This is a genomic window from Streptomyces sp. TRM68416 (assembly GCF_014596915.1).
GTDB lineage: Bacteria > Actinomycetota > Actinomycetes > Streptomycetales > Streptomycetaceae > Streptomyces.
On the sequence record NZ_JACVWU010000014.1, the window covers coordinates 68111 to 84519 of the forward strand.

The window sequence follows — 16409 nt, forward strand, 5'->3', positions numbered from 1 at the left end:
GGAAGGCGTCATGGGGACGACGGGGACCGCGCTGCTGCTGGCGCTGGGGCCGACGGCCCTGGTCTTCGGCGTGCTGGTGTTCACGCTGAACTCGATGGCCCGGGTCACCTTCGCGCTGCTCGCGTCGCTGGTGTGCGTGGGAGGGGTGGTGACCGTGCTCGGGCTGCCGTACCTGGGTGTGGTCATCGTGCTGATGATGGTCATGGAAATGGTCGTCATGGCCGTGTTCATGATCGCCTACATGATGAACCCGGCCGGTCTGATGCCGATGTCGATGCTCCACAACAAGCGGGGCGCGGCGGCCATCAGCGGCGTCGTCTTCGCCGCCCTGGTCACCGGGATCTTCCTGGTGCCCTGGCCGGACCGCACCGGGACGCGCCCGGCGGACACGACCTTCCAGGTCGGCATGGCCCTGATGGAGGAGCAGATGCTGACCATGGTCACCCTCGGATTCGTGCTGCTGGCCACCATGGTCGGCGCCACCGTGCTCGCCACCCGGCGCGGCCGCTACGACCGTTTCGGCGACGACCTCGACCAGCGGCCCGCCAAGGACCCCAGCGGTGGGGGAGTGGGCCGGTGACCTTCGAACTCCTCCTGGTCCTCGCCGCCGGGCTGTTCTGCACCGGCCTGTTCGGCGCCCTCTCCCAGCAGTCCATCGTCATGATCATGATGGGCATCGAGCTGATGATCGGCGGGATCGTCGTCGCCGCCGCCGACTTCTGGCACTTCCTCGCCCCGTCCGTGGGCGGCGGACAGGTCGTCATCGTGGCCGCGGTGGTGGCGATGGCGGTGGAGATGGCCATGGGCTTCGCCGTCACCACCGCCATCTACCGCGCCCGCCAGGTCGACATGACCGACATGGCCGAGGAGTTGAAGGGATGAACGGCCTGGTCTGGCTGCTGGCCGCCCTGCCCCTGGGCGGGGGGACCCTGCTGGCCCTGACGGGTCAGCGCGGCCCGCGCACGGTCACCCTCCTCGGCGTGGCGGTGGCGGCGGCGACACTGGGCGTGGCCGTCACCGCCGCGGTGACCCGGCCGACGGCGAGCGCGCCGCTGTTCGCCGGGATGCGGGCCGGACTGGCGGTGGACGGTCTGTCCGCGGTCATGGTGGTCACGGTCGCCGCCGTCACGACAGCCGTCCTCGTCTTCGCCACGGGCGAGTTCACCGCCGGGGAGAACCGGGGGCGCTTCCTCGGCCTGATGCTGGTCTTCGCCGGAGCGATGCTGGTCACCGTCACGGCGACCACGCTGCCGCTGCTGCTGATGGCCTGGGAGGTGATGGGCGCCACCAGTTGGGCCCTGATCGGCTACCGGTGGCAGCAGCCCGAACGGGCGCACGCCGCCGACGTCGCGTTCCTCACCACCCGCGCCGCCGACCTCGGCCTCTACCTGGCCGCCGGCGCCGCCCTGGCCGCAGGCCTCGACTCCCTGAGCCTGGACGCCCTGGCACACGCGGATTCGCCGTGGCTGCACGTGATCACCGCAGGCGTCGTCGCGGCCGCCCTGGGCAAGTCCGCCCAACTGCCGTTCTCCTTCTGGCTGTCGCGGGCCATGCAGGGCCCCAGCTCCGTCTCCGCGCTGCTCCACTCCGCGACCATGGTCGCCGCCGGCGCCTACCTGCTGCTGCGTCTCCACCCGCTGCTGGCCGCCACCGACTGGGCCGGTCCGCTGGTCTCCTGGGTCGGCGTCCTCACCGCCCTGGCCCTGGGCGTGGTCGCCGTCGCCCAGACCGACCTGAAGCAACTGCTCGCGGCCTCCACCTGCGCACAGGTCGGCTTCATGGTGCTGGCCGCCGGCAGCGGCGGAGTCGCCTCCGGCACCACCCAGCTCGTCGCCCACGCCGCCACCAAGTCGGGCCTGTTCCTGGCCGCGGGCGCCTGGCTGACGGCGCTGGGCACCAAGCGGTTGTCCGCCCTGCGCGGCGCGGCCCGCTCCACGCGGCTGGTCGGCGCCGCCTTCGCCGTCGGCGCTCTCACCCTGGCCGGACTGCCCCCGCTGTCGCTGTGGGCGGCCAAGGACGAGGTCCTGGCCGCCGCCCGCGCCGAGGGAACCGTGCTGTACGCCGTGGGGCTGGCTGCGGCGGCCGTGGCGGCCGTCTACAGCGTCAAGGCCCTCTGGTACGTCACCCGGCCGCTCCCCGAGGACCCGGAGGCGGACTACGACACCGAGCGGCGCGGCACCCGGCACATCGCCGCCACCGTGCCGCCGCCGCTGCTCGCCCTCGTCCTCGCCGCCGCCGGCCTGGGCGTACTGGCCCTGCCCGGCCCCGCCTCCTGGCTGAAGCACCTGGTCGGCGCCGCGGGAGAGCCGTCCCCCCGGCTGTGGGAGTTGGCGCTGTCCGCCACGGTCGCGCTCGCCGCCGCGGGCCTGGCCTGGTGGTGGGCGTCGCGTCCGGCGCCCGTACCGGGTGTCGCCGTGCGCGCGGCGGAGGGCTGGCTGTACCTGGAGCGAGTCGTGCGGGCCGTCGTGGTGCGCCCCGTGTTCGGCCTGGCGCGGGCGCTGGCCGCCTTCGACGACCGCGTCGTCGACGGGGCGGTGCGGCAGACGGCGCGCGGCGGCTGGGCGCTGGCCCGGCTGGCCCACCGCCTGGACGACACCGTCGTCGACGGGGCCGTGCGCGGGGTTGCCGACGGGGGCCTCGCCGCCGGCCGCCTCGCCGGCCGGCTGGACGAGGACGGCATCGACTCGGCTGTCCGCGTGGTCGCCGCCGGCGCCCGGAACCTGGGCAGTTGGGCGCGCCGCCCGCAGACCGGCCTGCTCCACCAGTACTACGCCCAGGCCGCCGTCGCCTTCGCCGTACTGGTCCTGATCATCCTGTTGGTGAGGTAACCCCTGTGCTGACTGCCATGACCTTCCTGCCGCTGCTGGTGTGCGTGGCGCTGCTGCTCTGGCCGCGCGCCCTGTCCGACCGGGTGTACGTGCGGATCTGGATCACCACCGCCGCCGTCGAACTGGCCTTGGTCGTCGTGGCGTGGGCGGGCTTCGACACCGGCGGGGGGATGCAGTACGAACAGCGGGCACGCTGGATCCCCAGCGCCGGGGTCGGCTACCACGTCGGCGTCGACGGTCTGTCGCTGCCGCTGGTGGCGCTGACCTGTCTGCTGTTCCTGGCCGTCGCCGTGTACTCGCTGCGCGAGACCCGGCGGGTGCGCGCCTACGTCTGCCTGTTCCTGTTCCTGCAGACCGTCTGCATCGGCCTGTTCGTCGCCCTCGACCTGATCCTGTTCTTCGTCTTCTTCGACCTGTCGATCGTCGGCATGTTCTTCGTCATCGCCGGATGGGGGCACGGCGAACGCGCCCGGGCGGCGGCGCTGAAGTTCTTCCTCTACACGTTCCTCGGCTCTCTGTCCCTGCTGCTCGGCTTCATCGGCCTGTACCTGGCCGCCGACCCGCACACCTTCGACCTCACCGAACTGACCAGCAGCAACCCCCTGGCGGGCAGCGGCCCGTACGCCGGTCTGGTGCTCCTGGCCATCGGCCTCGGCCTGGCGGTCAAGACGCCGACCGTGCCCTTCCACACCTGGCTGCCCCCCGCCCACACCGACGCCCCGGCCGCCGGCTCGGCGATCCTCGCCGGGGTCCTGCTGAAGATGGGCACCTACGGGTTCGTCCGCATCGCCATGCCGCTGCTGCCCGGCAGCTGGCGCGACCACGCCCTGGTGATCGTGATCGTGGGCGTTGTGTCGGTGGTGTACGGCGCCCTGGTCGCGCTGGCGCAGACCGACTTCAAACGCATGATCGCCTACACGTCGGTGAACCACATGGGCTACGTCGTCCTCGCGGTCGGCGCCGCCGGAACCCTGGCCGGCACCGACGACCAGGCCCGCTCCCTCGCCGTCACCGGCGCGGTCACCCAGATGGTCAGCCACGGCCTCCTCACCGGAGCTCTGTTCCTGCTCACCGGAGTGCTGTACGACCGGGGCGGGACGAACGCGATGGGCGCCTACTCCGGGCTGGCCGCCCACACCCCGCGGTTCGCCGCGGTCACCGCCGTCGCCGCGTTCGCCAGTCTCGGCATCCCGGGCTTCTCGGGCTTCATCGCCGAGTTCCAGATCTTCACCGGCTCCCTGGCCTCGCAGACGACCGCCACCGCCATCGCTCTGACCGGCATCCTCATCACCGCCGCCCTGTTCCTGACCGCCCTGCGGCGGATGTTCCTCGGCGCCCCGCGCCTGCCCGGGACCATCCCCACCGGGGGTGTCGCGGACCTGCGCCGCCACGAGGCCCTGCCCACCGTCGGCCTGCTCGCGCTCGCCCTGGTGATCGGCGTCGTCCCCCGCTGGCTCCTGGACGTGATCGAACCGGCCAGCCGCACGCTGACCGGGCTGGTGGCGCGGTGAACGAGAACCTCACCGCGCTCATCCCCGAACTCGCCCTGCTCGGCGCCGCCGTCGTCGGCCTGCTCACCGGCTCCTGGCTGCCGCGCCGTCGCCAGTGGGCCGTGGCCGTTCTGGCAGCCGCCGCCTGCGTGGCCGGCCTCGTGGCCACCGCCGTCACCATGGCCACCGACCGCGAACAGACCGTCTTCTCCCACGCCTTCGCCGTCGACACCGCGACCGTCATGGGCCGCCTGGTCGTCCTCACCGCCCTGCTGCTGATCATCGCCATGTCCGTGGAGACCGTGCGCGGGCACAAACGCGAGACGGAGTACTGGGTCCTCCTGCTCCTGGCCGGCGCGGGCGCTCTCGCCCTGACCGGCGCGAACGACCTGCTGATGCTCTTCGCCGCCTACCTGCTGGCGAGCGTCCCGGCGTACGCGCTCGCCGGCTTCGCCAAGGACGCCCGGGGCACCGAGGCCGCCCTGAAGTACTACCTGATGGGCGCCCTGTTCGGCACGACCATGCTGGCCGGCACGGCCGTCCTCTACGGAGCCGGCCACGCCACCCTCTACCGGGAGCTCAACTCCTCCCTGCCCACCGCCTCCTACGGGCTGGTCGCCGTCGGGCTCCTCGGCGTGCTCGCCGGGCTGCTCTTCAAGGCCGGTGCGGTGCCCGCCCACTTCTGGGTGCCCGACGTCACCGACGGCGCCCCCGCGCCCGTCGCCGCCTACGTCACCACACTCCCGAAGATCGGCGCACTGATCGCCGGATTCCGCCTGCTCCAGCAGGCCCTGTCCACGAGTGACGTCAACTGGCCACTGCTGCTGGCGATCCTCGCCGCCGCCACCATGACCCTGGGCAACCTCGCGGCCTTCTTCCAGACCTCCGTCAAACGCCTGCTCGCCTACTCCACCATCAGCCAGGTCGGCTACCTCCTCATGGCCCTCGCCGTCGCGGGCCGCACCGAACTGGCCCAGAGGAGCCTGCTGTTCTACCTGGCCGCCTACGCCGCCACCAACCTCGCGGCGTTCGCCGTCGTCACCGAACTGCCCCGCGCCCGCACCCTCGACGACTACCGGGGTCTCGCCCGCCGCCGCCCCGTCCTCGCCGCCGTCCTCGTCGTCAGCCTCTTCGGCCTGGTCGGCACCCCGCCCACGGGGGTCTTCCTCGGAAAGCTGGAGATCTTCAGCGCGACCATCGACGGCGGCTACACCTGGCTCGCGGCCCTCGCCGTCGCCAACACGGTCGCCTCGCTCTTCTACTACCTGCGCTGGCTCGTCCCCGTGTTCGCCACCACCGATTCCGCGCCCGCCACCGCGCACACAGCTCTGGGACGCTGGGCCGCCGCCGCTGCCTCCGCCGCGGCGGCCCTCTCCCTGGTGCTCGGCATCGCCGGACAGACCGTCCTCACGCCCGCCACCGGAGCGCTGCTGCCGTGACCCGCGCCGAGCGACGTCCCCCACGGCGCCGACCGCTGCCCGCCGCCCCCTGACGGATCATTCGTCGCCCGCCGCGGTCGGCCGGCCCGGCCGACGTCGAAAACCCCGCGCGGACCGGATCCGGTCCCGGCAGGATGCCCCTCGTGAACCACGTGCTGTGCGGGCTCGCCGCCAACCCCGCCCTACCGTCCGAGCTGGTCGACCGGCTGATCGCGATCGCGGACGCCGACCTCGCCGCCGACCTCGCCGGTCGCGCGGACCTCAGCCGTGGGCAGGCGCTGGCGTTGGCGGCGCGGGTCGAGGAGAGTGCCGTACAACTCGCCTACCGGGGAAGGCTGTCCGCCGAGGACGTCGATCCCGCGGCCCAGCCCGACGCCGCGCTCGCCTTGCTCGACGAGGGGGCCGGAGAACCGGAGTGGGGCCGTCGTCTCGTCGCCGATCCGGAGGTTCGGCGTCGGGAGAAGCTGGCGGGCTGCCCGGACCTGCCGGCCGAGGTCGTGCGGGCGCTCGCCGCGGATCCCGACGTACGGGTCGTGGCGGAACTCGCGTTGTGGACCACGGCGGAGCGGGCCGCCGAGCTGGCGGAGCATCCGCACGCCGAGGTGCGGCGGGCGGTGGCCGCCAACGAGGCGACGCCTCCGGCCGTGCTGGCGAGACTGATCGGCGGCGAAGGGATGGCCCCCGCGGAGCGGTGCGTGGTCTGTGACCGGGAGCAGACGCCGTTCGCGCACGACCCGCACTGCCCGCGCCTGGACTGCGACCTGCCGCCGGGCGCGGCCTGCGACGGCTCCCACGAGTCCACGGTGCACCACCTGCGGGAGGCGGCACTGCGGAACCCGGCCACGCCCGTCGCGGCCGTCGTCGGCTTCGCGGACCACCCATCGGCGTTGCTGCGCCGGACACTTGCCGCCCGCGCCGACCTGCCCCCGGAGGTGGCCGCACGGCTCGCCCTGGACCCCGTCCCCGGTGTCCGGGCGGCTCTCGCCGAGAATCCCGCGCTCGACGAGGCCACGCTGCGCACCCTGGCCGACGACGCCCATCAGGACGTGCGGCGCAGCCTTGCGCACAACCCGCACGTGCCGTTCGACGTACTCGTCCGGCCGGCGGCCGGCACGAAGCTCGGCGCCACCCTGCTGCCCCGGGTCGAGGCCGCCTCGGCCGCCGAGGTGGCGGAACTCGCCCAGTCTCCCAGCGCGCCCGTGCGGATGCTCGTGGCCCACCGACGCGATCTGCCGGCCAGGATCCGCGACGCGCTGGCCGACGACTCCGACGCGAGGGTCGTCAAGTCCGTCGCCGCCCACCCGGGCCTGTCCGACGGCCAGTTGCGCGCCATGGTCCGGCGGTACGGCGTCCAGGTCGTCGCCAAGGTCGCGGCCAACCCCGACGCCGCACCGGCGCTCCTGGAGGACCTGACCCGGCACCAGCCCGCGGTGCGCAAGGCGTTCCGCGAGATCGCCCGGCACCGCCGCGCCACGGCTCCGGCGCTCCTCGCCTGTCTGGCGGACGTGCAGGCGAGACCCGTAGCCGCCGGTCATCCCGCCCTCCCGCCGCCGGTCCTCGTGGAACTCCTGACCGACACCGACCGGCGGGTCGCGGAAGCGGCGGCCGCCAACCCGTCGTTGCCCCCGGGCGTGATGCTGGAACTGGTGCGGTGGGCGGCGTCGGCGGGGGAGTGACCGGCAGCGTCATCACGCCGCCGCGTCGAGGACGACGTAGGGCACAAGGACGGCAGGCAGGGTCAACAGCCATGGTCCGAGCGGGCGTTCACGGATGAGCGGGAGGAGTACGTCGGCGAGCAGGACCAGCAGCAGGACGAGCAGTCCGAACAGGCCGAGGAGCACGAGGACGAGCCCGCTGTTCTCGATCTGGTCGTAGGTGCAGCCTGCCAGGTCGCGCCTGCCGAGGTCGCTGTCGTCGCAGTGCCCGTGGGCGGCGTACCAGCGGACGCACAGCACCACGGGGATCGTGGGGATGCCGATCAGCAGGTGCACCAGCAGGGGGATCGAGTAGCGGCGGATCAACGCGTCTCCTGCCGGGTTCGGTAGCGGGTCGCGCCGACGGCGAGCGCTGTGGCGGAAAGGGTGAGGGTCAGAGTTGCCCGATTCATCCATGTGTAGCTGGAGTCGGCGGAGTAGGTGGTGCCGTCGGCGCGGACGCAGTCGAAGCGGAGGGGCAGGTAGGAGGAGCGGTGGTGGGACAGGCCCTGGACCGTGGACTGGTCGAAGTCCTCGCGGCAGGCGGGTGCGGGGACCGAGTTCGCTCCGTCGTTGAATTCCAGTTCGGAGTCCATGACGGCGAAGAAGCCGAGGGAGTAGATGGCGGCGGCCGCGGCGGCGGCTGCCCCTGCGGAACGTTGCATCAGGTGTACCGGCCAGGGCTGGGGCCGACCCGGGAAGGCAACGGCAAGGGCGCCGGCCAGGGCGATCAGCGCCCCGATGGCGCATGCGGCGGAGATGCCGAGACCCACGAGCAGCACGGGCTGTTCCCTTCTTGCCTGTTCGTCCCTGTCCTCAGCTGTATCTGTCGCGCACGGGCGGTGCGGGCCTGCGCACCATGAACACATCGACCGGATCCTCTGTCTCCACGGTGAATCCGTGCCGTTCGTACAGCCGCCGGGCAGGACTGCCCTGCAGGACGTTCAGCCGGACCAGGGTGCCTTCGTGGTCGCACCGCTCCAGCAGCCCGCCCAGTACGGCGCTACCGATGCCGCTGCCCTGCACGGGCGGAGCCAGGTAGAAGTGCTCCAGCCAGTGGGCGTCCGCGGCCGGCCGCAGGGACACGCAGCCGGCGAAGGTGCCGCCCACCTCTATCACCCAGGTGTGGTCCGGAGCGAACCCGTCCCGCAGGCGCTGCCGCACCCGGTGCCCGTCGTACCGGCCGAGCCGCTCCAGATCCGCCCGCAGCACCACCGCCCGCAACTCGGCCACCGCCTCGACGTCCGCCGCCTCGGCCGGCCGAACTTCCCAGTCCGCCATGATCGTCAGACTACTGCGGCAGGCTGACTAGGCTCCCGCCGACCGGCGCCCCAGCACTGGCTCCGCCAGGAGGCGGGCAGGCCCGCAGAGGGTCTGGCCGTGGCGGGCGAAGAGGGCGTCGCGTGAGTCGAAGTGGCCGAGGTCCGCGAGGACGTGGGCCGAGAGGTCGCAGGCGGCGCCGTTGCTCGGGCAGGCGGCCGCCCCGTCCCAGTCGACGGCCGTGCGGGACAGCGCCTCGAAGAGGGTCTCGGGGCCCGCGTTGGTGAAGCCGCCACCGCCGTGGTGGCTCAACTCATCCAGGTCGCCGAAGAGTTCGGAGACCGTCAGCCATGGGGAGGGGGCGTCGAGGTGGAACTCCGGCCAGGCCAGCACTACTTGGTGGGGGACGAGTCCGCGCAGCCGAGGGAAACGCGGATACCAGAAGCTGCCGTCGACCAGTAGGCCCCGCACCCGCGTGGCCACGCCGGACGCCCGCGCGACGGACTCCAGCACCGCCAGCCGCTGACTGCACGAGCCGCGGCCCCGGCTCAGCACCTGCGACACGGGCCGCTCGTCCTGCACCGAGTACACCGGGCGGACGTTCTCGGTGATCCACTGGTGGGCCTGGCGCAGGGCCGCCGACTGGTGGGCGGGGTCCGCGGTGTCCGGCAGGTCGATCCGCCCGAGGAGTGCGGTGACGCGCGGGTGCTGCCAGTCGAGGATCCGGGTCGGGGCCGTGCTTCCGGTCGCTTCGGCGGTTCCCTCGCGGGCACGGCCTCGCGGCATGAGCAGCGAGCTCGTCATGGCCCTGTCCTCTCCTCCGGCACCCTTCTGCGGGTGGCAGGACGTCATCCTGTCAGGGAAGTTGAACGCGTTCAACCGGGGCGGGTGGGTCAGCTCTCCTGCTCGCGACAGGGGAGTCACCCTGTGCCGCCCCGCCTGCGGCGCCGGATCAGTACGGCCGTCAGCAGCAGGGCCGCGAAGATCACGGCGATCAGCGTCGGGCCGGCGGAGTCCAAGGCGTCGGCCAGGGCGCGCTGGACGGTGGCCGCTGTGTCGATGACGGGGTCGGAGGTGACGGCACCGTCCTGGGCGCGGACCTCGTACCAGCCGTAGTAGGCGACGTAGGAACCCACGAGGAGGAGCAGGCCGCCGCCGAGGCGCGGGGCGAGGGCACCCAGGCGGCGCAGGCGTGTGACGGCCGTCGTCCGGGTGAGCGCGACGGTGAGCGACGCGGCGCCGACGATCAGGCCCATCCCGGCCGCGTACGCGGTGAAGAGGGCGATGCCCTCGCCGGTGGAACCGCTGCGAAAGGCCGAGACGACGATGGCGAGGAAGGGCGCGATGGTGCAGCCGAGGGAGGCGGTGGCGTAGGCCATGCCGAACAGGGCCATCGAGGGCAGGGACCGGGTCACCTTCGGCGCACGCCGCAGCTTCGGCGCGAGCACGGGCAACTGGCGTCCCGCCAGGAGCCAGGCCCCGGCGACGGCGATGAGGAGGCCGAAGGCGATGGTGAACCAGGGCAGATGCTGCTGGACCTGACCGGCGACGGGCTGGACGGCGAGGCCGAAGACACCGAAGAGGGCGGCGAACCCGACGGTCATCGCGGCGGTGGCGGCGAGCGCCCGGCCCACGGCCACGCTCCGGCGGGGCGTGTCGTCGCCGAGGACGAGCAGGGACAGGTACGCGGGGAGCAGGGCGAAGCCGCACGGGTTGACGGCGGCGAGCATCCCCGCGCCGAGCGCGAGGGCGAGAGGCAGGTCGGCCATGGCGGGGTCAGCCGGTGACGGCGGCGACCTTCTCCGCCAGGCCTTCACCGCCGGGCAGGACACCCTCGTAGACGGTCTCCCCATTCTTGTCGAGGATCACGTAGTGGCTCTGCTGGGTCACCTCGAACCGCTTCCACACCTCGCCCTCCTCGTCGGACAGGTGCGGGAAGGAGCCGGTGCCCGTGTCGGCGACGAAGTCGCGCATGGCGGAGTTCTTGTCCAGGCCCGCGACGCCTACGACGTTCGCCCGGCCCTTGTACTCCTCGGCCACCTTGGCGGTCTCGGCGGCCTGCCCCTTGCACGTGGGGCACCAGGGCGCCCAGAACCACAGGACGGCGGGCTTGCCCGCGAGGGACTTCGCGTCGAACGGCTTGCCGTCCACCGTGGTGGCCGTGAAGCTCAGCGCCTGCGCGACCTTCTCCCCCTCCGCCCCGCCGCCGGCCGTGGCGGGGGACGAGGCCGCCGTCGACGGGGCGGCACCGGCCTCACCGTCGCCGTCGTCGGACCCGCATCCGGTGACGGCGAGGGCGGCGGTGGCCAGAACGGCCGGAAGAAGGACGCGGGCGCGCATGAACTGTCTCCTGGATCGGTGGCGGCAGCAGGGGTGAGGCTATCCCCGCCGCAGCGAGGCGGCGGTCGGCTGCCGCCTTACGGTTTCGTGACGTCAGCCGGCGGCGCCTTTGAGCCGGTCCGGGTCGAGGGCCGTGGTCCGCTCCGCCCCGGGCCGGCCGCAGCAGGCCGTGGTCGGCGTCGGCGCGCAGTATGGACGTGTGAGCGCTGTGCCTGTCCTGCATGGAGCAGGTGGGTGGGAGGCACGGTCCGCGCAATGTCTTGGATTGAGGTGATCCACCATGACCCTCCGCTCGATCGCTCACCACCTCGGCCTGCCTGTCCGGCGCGACTCGCAGGAGGTAGCGAAGATCATCGAGGGGCTCCGCCCCACCCTCGACGAGATCCCTGCCGACAAGCGGGAACGGCTCGCTGCCGAGTGGACCAAGGTTCTCAGTGAACGTCACTGGCACCGGCCCTATCTCCGGGACTGAGTGCCGCGTCCTCTGATCAGTACCACGACCTCAAGCTGACGGGCAGTCCTGGTTCCCGGAACGGCGGGGCGCCCAGGTGCGCATCGGGTGGCCTGGCCGAGGTCCTCGACGGAGCCCCGACCGTAGCGGAGCCGCGTCGCGTGCTCGGTGCGACCGAGGTGGGGTGAGGGGCGTCGAGGAGGCCGTCAGCGGACGGCGGTGCCCTGGTTTCGTTGCACCCGCTCGCCGAGGGTGCGTGCGAACTCCTCGGCACGTGCCAGCTGGACGCGGAGCTTGGTGACCTGTTCGGCCGCGGCCCGCTCGTACTCCCGCACTCGCTCCAGCAGCGGCTCGCGCTCGGTCGGCGTCAGCTCGTCGCCGTCGAGGCGGTCGGTGGCGTCCAGGAGGTCGCGCATCTGGTCGAGGGTGAAGCCGAGGGGCTTCATCCGGCGGATCACCATGAGCCGCTCGACGTCCCGTTCGGTGTAGAGGCGGAAGCCGCCCTGAGAACGGGCGGAGGGGACGACCAGGCCGGTCTCCTCGTAGTGCCGGATGGTGCGCAGGGACAGCTCGGTCCGTGCGGCGACCTCGCCGATCTGCATGTGCTTGCCGTCCACGCTCACCGCATCCCTGACCGTCTCGTCCCCGGCGGATCGAGCCCCGCCGATCTCTACCCTAACGTTAGGGTAGAGTTGCCGCCGGTGAAGGGCCGGTGTGCCGCCCCTTCGCCGTTGCCGTGCCGGGGCCGATGCCGCCCCCGGCGAAGCCCCGATTCTTGCAGAACAGGCAGGAGACAAGCGTGCGCGAGCCCGTGACGCCCGCCGCCTGCCCGCCGTGAGGCTTCGCCTCCGGACGTGAGCAGGGACGCCCCCGCCGCGGCCCCGAGGGTTCGCCCCCGGACGTGAGCGAGGCGGAGCCCGTCACGTCCCCTCCCGACTTCCGGCCCGCCTCGGCAGGCCGTCCGCGGGGTGCCGTCCGGCCTCCCGCGTCCTCCCGCACGTCCGGCTCGCCGTTGCCGGGCGGGCCCGAGTACGACAGGTTTCCGATCCGTTGTCTTCGTCTGCCCCTGCCGTGTCCCCGGCCGCGCTGCTGCGCGGTCTGAAACCCGAATGGCTCCGTGATCCGAGGGTGTGGCGCACCGAGGTGCTGGCCGGCCTGGTGGTCGCCCTCGCGCTGATCCCCGAGGCGATCTCGTTCTCGATCATCGCCGGTGTGGACCCGGCCGTCGGCCTGTTCGCCTCCTTCACCATGGCGGTGACCGTCGCGATCGTGGGCGGCCGCCGCGCGATGATCTCCGCCGCCACCGGTGCCGTGGCCCTGGTCATCGCCCCGCTCAACCGCGAGCACGGCCTGGGCTACCTGGTCGCCGCCGTCATCCTCGCCGGTGTGTTCCAGGTCGTGCTGGGCGCCCTCGGGGTCGCGAAGCTGATGCGGTTCATCCCGCGCTCGGTGATGGTCGGCTTCGTGAACTCCCTCGCGATCCTGATCTTCATGGCGCAGGTGCCGGAGATGCGGAACGTGCCCTGGGCCGTCTATCCGCTGATCGCCGCCGGGCTGGCGTTGATGGTGTTCTTCCCGAGGATCACCACGGTGGTCCCGGCGCCGCTGGTGTCCATCCTCGTCCTGACCGTGATCACGGTCGCGGCCGGGATCGCGGTGCCCACCGTGGGCGACAAGGGCGCCCTGCCGTCGTCGCTTCCGGTGCCCGGCCTCCCGGACGTGCCGTTCACGACGGACACCCTGACCACGATCGCCCCGTACGCCTTCGCCATGGCGCTGGTCGGGCTGATGGAGTCGCTGATGACGGCCAAGCTGGTCGACGACATCACCGACACCCACTCCAACAAGACGCGCGAGTCCGTCGGACAGGGCATCGCCAACATCGTCACCGGCTTCTTCGGCGGCATGGGCGGCTGCGCCATGATCGGCCAGACGATGATCAACGTGAAGGTGTCCGGCGCCCGCACCCGTCTGTCGACCTTCCTGGCCGGCGCCTTCCTGATGGTGCTGTGCATCGTCTTCGGGCCGGTCGTCTCCGACATCCCCATGGCCGCCCTGGTCGCCGTGATGGTCATGGTGTCGTTCGCGACGTTCGACTGGCACTCCGTCGCGCCGAAGACGCTCAGGCGGATGCCGGCCGGGGAGATCACCGTCATGGTGGTCACCGTCGCGGTCGTCGTCGCCACGCACAACCTGGCCATCGGCGTGGTCGTCGGCTCGCTCACCGCGATGGTCGTCTTCGCCCGGCGCGTCGCCCACCTCGCCGAGGTCACCGCCGTCGTCGACCCCGACCGCACCACCGTCGTCTACCGGGTGACCGGCGAACTCTTCTTCGCCTCCTCCAACGACCTCGTCGGGCAGTTCGACTACGCCGGCGACCCCGAGAAGGTCGTCGTCGACCTGTCCGCCGCGCACATCTGGGACGCCTCCTCCGTGGCCGCGCTCGACGCCATCGAGACCAAGTACGCCCAGCGCGGCAAGAGCGTCGAGATCACCGGGCTGAACGAGCCGAGCGCCCACCTCCACGACCGGCTCAGCGGCGAACTCACGGCCGGCCACTGAGGCTCAGGCCCGGCGCCGCCCCTCGGCGGCGTCGAGCCGGACGAAGGGGACGGCCCGGCCCGCCTCGCGGTACGACGCCTCCCTCCCGTCGACGGGGAGGCCCATGAAGGAGCACAGCCGACGGGCGGCCCGCGGGTGGCGCCGCGCGTAGTCGACCATGATCTCGGCGCCCTGGTCGGGCGTGAGGAAACGGGCGGTGACGGCGTGCGGGCGGGTGCCGAACCGGATGAGGGTCTTGGGCTGCCTGCGCAGATTGCGGTACCAGTCGGCCCGCGGGCCGAACCCGGAGGCGACGGTCCAGCCGTCCGGGCCGTAGGCCACCACTTCGAGGACCGCCTTGCGGTCGAGACCACTGACGCGGCCGGTGTGGTGCAGCAGCAGGAACCGCCGCCCCAGCAGCGGGCCGAGCCCGACACCGAAGAGCAGGATCGGCAAACGGAGGGCCAGACGTCGCCATCCGATGGGGAGTTGAGGGCGGCGGAGTGTGGTGTCTCGGTGTGCCATGCTCGCCTTCCGTGCGCCGGACGGGTCGGCTCCCGGGCTCGATTGCGGTAAAGCAGCAGAGACGGGAACCGTCTCACGTGGGCCACCTTTGCATAGTCTAAAGGTGGGGGAGGGGCGCCTGCGGGGCGAGGGGCGGCTCTCAAGGGCCGCGACATCGCTGGAGTACGTCATGACCGACCGGAAGCCGCCGTCGAACCGGACCCTGCTGTCCTGGATGCCGATCGTCGTCATGGCCGTGGTGGCGGTCATGGACGTTGTGGCCGGGCCGAGCGTCGGCTTCCTCCCCCTCGTCTCGCTCGGCCCGGCGTTCGCCGGACTGGTCGGCGGGTGGCGTCGTACCGCCTGGTTCGGCTGCGCGGCCATGGTGCTGTGCATGGGACTCGGCTGGTACGACGAACTCCTCGACGACCGCCGCGGCTACATCGCGGTGGCTTCGGTGGCGGGTGTGACCGGCGTGAGCATCGCGGCGGCTGTGATGCGTTCGCGTCAGGAGGGGGAACTGGCCAGTGTGCGGTCGATCGCGGAGGTGGCCCAGCGGGTGCTGCTGCGGCCGGTGCCGTTGACCGCGGGGCCGTTGCAGGCTGCGGTGTCGTACACGTCGGCGGTGGCGGAGGCACGGATCGGCGGGGATCTGTACGAGGTGGTGGCCTCGCCGCACGGTATCCGGGTGATCGTGGGTGATGTGCAGGGCAAGGGGTTGGCGGCGGTGGAAACCGCGGCGGTGGTGCTGGGGGCGTTCCGGGAGGCGGCGCACGACGAGCCGGATCTGGTGGGTGTGGGGGAGCGGCTGGAGCGGAGCGTGGCGCGGGAACTGGAAGGGGAGAAGTTCGTCACCGCGATCCTCGCCGAGATCGGCACGGATCACGGTGCTCTGCTGCTCAACTACGGTCATCCGGCGCCGATGGTGCTACACCGGGACGGGACGGTCGACTTCCCGCAGCCGCCCGCCTTCGCCCTTCCGCTGGGCCTGGGTGCGCACGGGAGCGAGGGCCCGAAGCCGTATCGGGTGGAGTTCGCGCCCGGTGATCAGCTGTTGCTCTACACCGACGGTGTCACCGAGGCCCGGGACGCGGAGGGCCGCTTCTATCCCGTCGGCGAGCGGGCGTATCTGCTGAAGGACCCGGACGCGAACCGTGCTCTGGAGGCCTTGCGCACGGATCTGGCTCAGCACGTCGAGGGACCGGCCCACGACGACGCCGCGATGCTGCTGCTGCGCTACCACGGTCACGAGGGGGAGGCCGCGCCCCCGTCGGAGGGGTGAGCGGGGACCTCGGCACGGTAGAAAGGACCCATGCCCAAACGCGAGGTCCCCTCTGGGGCGGTGGACGACGTGGACGCGGTGACCCGCGCGGTGCTGACCGCCTCGCGGCTGCTGGTGGCGGTCTCCGCCCGTTCCCTGGCCGCGGTGGAGGAGCGGGTGACGCTCGCGCAGTTCCGGATGCTGGTGGTGCTCTCCACGCGCGGGGCCACCAAGCTGGTCGCGCTCGCCGACCTCCTCCAGGTCGCGCCCTCCACGGCGATGCGCATGGTCGACCGGTTGATCACGGCCGGTCTCGCCGACCGGCAGGCCAACCCCGACGACCGCCGTGAGACGCTGCTGCGGCTCACCGACGAGGGCCGGCGCACGGTGGAGGACGTCACCGCCCGGCGCCGGGCCGAAATCGCCGGAATCGTCGAACGCCTCACCCCGGCCCAGCGGCTGGCCCTCGTCGAGGCGCTGGCCGCCTTCAACGAGGCCGGGGGAGAACCCCCGGCGCCCGTGCCGGACGACGCGGAGCCGCATCCGCTGGGCTGGGTGGTGGAACCGACCCCCGCCCGCGACGCCTGAACGGTGCGGGGCG

18 protein-coding genes are annotated in these 16409 nt (G+C 72.5%); 10 read left to right on the forward strand and 8 right to left on the reverse strand.

Annotated features, from left to right (window positions below):
- The first annotated feature begins 10 nt into the window (after positions 1-10).
- The 6 genes from ICC28_RS22460 to ICC28_RS22485 all read left to right on the forward strand — a co-directional run bounded on the left by ICC28_RS22460 (position 11) and on the right by ICC28_RS22485 (position 7433).
- Positions 11-580 (forward strand): NADH-quinone oxidoreductase subunit J, encoded by a 570-nt coding sequence (locus ICC28_RS22460; protein ID WP_188290468.1) that lies wholly within the window; start codon positions 11-13, stop codon positions 578-580.
- On the forward strand, positions 577-882 hold the full coding sequence (locus ICC28_RS22465) for an NADH-quinone oxidoreductase subunit NuoK (RefSeq protein ID WP_188290469.1): 306 nt from the start codon (positions 577-579) through the stop codon (positions 880-882). Before ICC28_RS22460 ends, ICC28_RS22465 begins: the two co-directional genes overlap by 4 nt.
- Positions 879-2828 carry a proton-conducting transporter membrane subunit gene (locus ICC28_RS22470; RefSeq protein WP_188290470.1) on the forward strand — a complete coding sequence of 650 codons (1950 nt, stop codon included), beginning with the start codon at positions 879-881 and terminating at the stop codon, positions 2826-2828. Before ICC28_RS22465 ends, ICC28_RS22470 begins: the two co-directional genes overlap by 4 nt.
- 5 nt (positions 2829-2833) lie before the next feature.
- A complete protein-coding gene (locus ICC28_RS22475) occupies positions 2834-4339 on the forward strand; it encodes a NuoM family protein (protein WP_188290471.1) in 1506 nt (501 codons plus the stop codon).
- The gene (locus ICC28_RS22480) at positions 4336-5757 is read left to right on the forward strand and encodes an NADH-quinone oxidoreductase subunit N (protein WP_188290472.1); all 1422 of its coding nucleotides are present in this window, start codon (positions 4336-4338) and stop codon (positions 5755-5757) included. Before ICC28_RS22475 ends, ICC28_RS22480 begins: the two co-directional genes overlap by 4 nt.
- A 143-nt stretch (positions 5758-5900) precedes the next feature.
- Positions 5901-7433, forward strand: coding sequence for a hypothetical protein (locus ICC28_RS22485; protein ID WP_188290473.1), 1533 nt, complete (start codon positions 5901-5903; stop codon positions 7431-7433).
- A 12-nt stretch (positions 7434-7445) separates the two neighbouring features.
- Here the strand turns inward: ICC28_RS22485 and ICC28_RS22490 are convergent, their stop codons facing one another.
- From ICC28_RS22490 to ICC28_RS22515, 6 genes are all read right to left on the reverse strand, one after another.
- Entirely contained in the window at positions 7446-7778 is a 333-nt protein-coding gene (locus ICC28_RS22490) for a hypothetical protein (protein ID WP_188290474.1), read from the reverse strand.
- Positions 7775-8233, reverse strand: a complete 459-nt coding sequence (locus ICC28_RS22495; protein ID WP_188290475.1) for a hypothetical protein — start codon at positions 8231-8233, stop codon at positions 7775-7777. Before ICC28_RS22495 ends, ICC28_RS22490 begins: the two co-directional genes overlap by 4 nt.
- Positions 8234-8267: 34 nt before the next feature.
- On the reverse strand, positions 8268-8732 hold the full coding sequence (locus ICC28_RS22500) for a GNAT family N-acetyltransferase (protein WP_188290476.1): 465 nt from the start codon (positions 8730-8732) through the stop codon (positions 8268-8270).
- 27 nt (positions 8733-8759) lie between these two features.
- Positions 8760-9515 (reverse strand): transglutaminase domain-containing protein, encoded by a 756-nt coding sequence (locus ICC28_RS22505; protein WP_188290477.1) that lies wholly within the window; start codon positions 9513-9515, stop codon positions 8760-8762.
- 116 nt (positions 9516-9631) lie between these two features.
- A complete protein-coding gene (locus tag ICC28_RS22510; RefSeq protein ID WP_188290478.1) occupies positions 9632-10480 on the reverse strand; it encodes a cytochrome c biogenesis CcdA family protein in 849 nt (282 codons plus the stop codon).
- 7 nt (positions 10481-10487) lie between these two features.
- Positions 10488-11051, reverse strand: coding sequence for a redoxin family protein (locus ICC28_RS22515; RefSeq protein ID WP_188290479.1), 564 nt, complete (start codon positions 11049-11051; stop codon positions 10488-10490).
- A 280-nt stretch (positions 11052-11331) separates the two neighbouring features.
- Here ICC28_RS22515 and ICC28_RS22520 point away from each other — a divergent pair, with 280 nt between their 5' ends.
- On the forward strand, positions 11332-11523 hold the full coding sequence (locus ICC28_RS22520) for a hypothetical protein (RefSeq protein ID WP_188290480.1): 192 nt from the start codon (positions 11332-11334) through the stop codon (positions 11521-11523).
- A gap of 185 nt (positions 11524-11708) precedes the next feature.
- On the opposite strand, the gene ICC28_RS22525 is transcribed toward ICC28_RS22520, so the two are convergent.
- Positions 11709-12119, reverse strand: coding sequence for a MerR family transcriptional regulator (locus ICC28_RS22525; protein ID WP_188290481.1), 411 nt, complete (start codon positions 12117-12119; stop codon positions 11709-11711).
- Positions 12120-12573: 454 nt separating this feature from the next.
- Between ICC28_RS22525 and ICC28_RS22530 the strand changes: the two genes are divergently transcribed.
- Positions 12574-14064: a SulP family inorganic anion transporter gene (locus ICC28_RS22530; protein ID WP_188290482.1), complete on the forward strand. Its 1491-nt coding sequence runs from the start codon at positions 12574-12576 to the stop codon at positions 14062-14064.
- Between the two features lie 3 nt (positions 14065-14067).
- Here the strand turns inward: ICC28_RS22530 and ICC28_RS22535 are convergent, their stop codons facing one another.
- Positions 14068-14568 (reverse strand): nitroreductase family deazaflavin-dependent oxidoreductase, encoded by a 501-nt coding sequence (locus ICC28_RS22535; RefSeq protein WP_188290483.1) that lies wholly within the window; start codon positions 14566-14568, stop codon positions 14068-14070.
- Positions 14569-14737: 169 nt separating this feature from the next.
- Here ICC28_RS22535 and ICC28_RS22540 point away from each other — a divergent pair, with 169 nt between their 5' ends.
- Complete coding sequence (locus ICC28_RS22540; RefSeq protein WP_188290484.1) at positions 14738-15829, forward strand: PP2C family protein-serine/threonine phosphatase; 1092 nt, start codon at positions 14738-14740, stop codon at positions 15827-15829.
- A 30-nt stretch (positions 15830-15859) separates the two neighbouring features.
- Entirely contained in the window at positions 15860-16396 is a 537-nt protein-coding gene (locus ICC28_RS22545; protein ID WP_188290485.1) for a MarR family winged helix-turn-helix transcriptional regulator, read from the forward strand.
- Positions 16397-16409: the final 13 nt, after the last annotated feature.

Bases quoted from the DNA above. Each gene is read 5' to 3' on its own strand.
- ICC28_RS22520 (WP_188290480.1), top strand. From the start codon at position 11,332: ATGACCCTCCGCTCGATCGCTCACCACCTCGGCCTGCCTGTCCGGCGC.
- ICC28_RS22535 (WP_188290483.1), bottom strand. From the start codon at position 14,568: ATGGCACACCGAGACACCACACTCCGCCGCCCTCAACTCCCCATCGGA.
- ICC28_RS22505 (WP_188290477.1), bottom strand. From the start codon at position 9,515: ATGACGAGCTCGCTGCTCATGCCGCGAGGCCGTGCCCGCGAGGGAACC.
- ICC28_RS22540 (WP_188290484.1), top strand. From the start codon at position 14,738: ATGACCGACCGGAAGCCGCCGTCGAACCGGACCCTGCTGTCCTGGATG.
- ICC28_RS22470 (WP_188290470.1), top strand. From the start codon at position 879: ATGAACGGCCTGGTCTGGCTGCTGGCCGCCCTGCCCCTGGGCGGGGGG.
- ICC28_RS22510 (WP_188290478.1), bottom strand. From the start codon at position 10,480: ATGGCCGACCTGCCTCTCGCCCTCGCGCTCGGCGCGGGGATGCTCGCC.
- ICC28_RS22460 (WP_188290468.1), top strand. From the start codon at position 11: ATGGGGACGACGGGGACCGCGCTGCTGCTGGCGCTGGGGCCGACGGCC.
- ICC28_RS22515 (WP_188290479.1), bottom strand. From the start codon at position 11,051: ATGCGCGCCCGCGTCCTTCTTCCGGCCGTTCTGGCCACCGCCGCCCTC.
- ICC28_RS22545 (WP_188290485.1), top strand. From the start codon at position 15,860: ATGCCCAAACGCGAGGTCCCCTCTGGGGCGGTGGACGACGTGGACGCG.
- ICC28_RS22500 (WP_188290476.1), bottom strand. From the start codon at position 8,732: ATGGCGGACTGGGAAGTTCGGCCGGCCGAGGCGGCGGACGTCGAGGCG.